At 62.1% G+C, this 1,157-nt stretch carries 1 protein-coding gene; it reads left to right on the top strand.

All coding sequences use genetic code 11. The annotated features are described in order from the left end of the window. The first annotated feature begins 74 nt into the window (after positions 1-74). Complete coding sequence (locus ACH107_RS33000) at positions 75-1,157, top strand: IS630 family transposase (RefSeq protein ID WP_412509811.1); 1,083 nt, start codon at positions 75-77, stop codon at positions 1,155-1,157.

Here is a 1,157-nt window from a genome sequence, read left to right as displayed (position 1 = left end):
GCTAGTGGTTTGATCGGATCAAAAGAGTCCAACTATGGGATTCCGTTTTGTGGTTTGGCATGCGAGTCTGGCGCATGCGCAAAGGTATCTCCTTCACCCTATCCTCCCGCGACCGTCAGCGCTTGCAGGCGATCGTCGCAGAGCCCAAGAGCCCGCAGAAACACGTCTGGCGGGCGCGCATTGTTCTTCTGAGTGACGACGGTCTGGGCACCGCGGCAATCATGGCGGCTACGGCGAAGTCCAAGACCAGTGTCTGGCGCTGGCAGGAGCGGTTCATGCACGAAGGCGTCGACGGGCTGCTTCGCGACAAGTCGCGTCCGCCCGGCAAAGCGCCGGTCCCGCCAGCGCGTATCGCCGAGATCGTCCGCCTGACGCAGGAACCGCCGCCGCATGAGGCGACCCACTGGACGCTGCGTGCGATGGCCAAGGTAGCCGGTGTCGCGGCCTCGACGGTGCAGGCGATCTGGAAGGCCCACGGTCTCAGCCCGCATCGCTGGCGGCACTTCAAGCTCTCCAACGATCCGGCTTTCGCCGAGAAGCTCACGGCCATCGTTGGGCTGTATGTCGATCCGCCGGCCCATGCAGTGGTGCTTTCGGTCGATGAGAAGAGCCAGATCCAGGCGCTCGATCGCACCCAGCCCGGCCTGCCGATGAAGAAGGGACGCGCCGGCACGATGACGCACGACTACAAACGGCACGGCACAACGACGCTGTTTGCCGCCCTCAATGTGCTCGACGGCACGGTCATCGGACAGAACATGCAGCGCCACCGCCATCAGGAGTTCATCCGCTTCCTCAACCGCATCGAGCGCGAGGTGCCGGCGGATAAGGCCATCCACGTCATTCTCGACAACTATGCGGCACACAAGAAGGACAAGGTCCAGGAATGGCTCGCCCGCCACCCGCGTTTCACCTTCCACTTCACGCCGACCTCGTGCTCGTGGCTCAATGCCGTCGAGGGCTTCTTCGCCAAACTCACCCGGCGCAGGCTCAAGCACGGCGTCTTCCATTCGCTCGTCGATCTTCAGGCCGCCATCAACCGCTTCGTCCAGGAATACAATGCCGACAACCCGCAACCATTCATTTGGAAAGCCAACCCGGATGACATCATCGCCGCAAGAAACAGAGGGTTCCAAACGTTGGAATCAATCCACTAG

This window comes from Roseovarius halophilus (ex Wu et al. 2025) (assembly GCF_047086965.1).
This window is presented reverse-complemented; position numbering and strand designations above follow the sequence as displayed.

Bases quoted from the DNA above. Each gene is read 5' to 3' on its own strand.
- ACH107_RS33000 (WP_412509811.1), top strand. From the start codon at position 75: ATGCGCAAAGGTATCTCCTTCACCCTATCCTCCCGCGACCGTCAGCGC.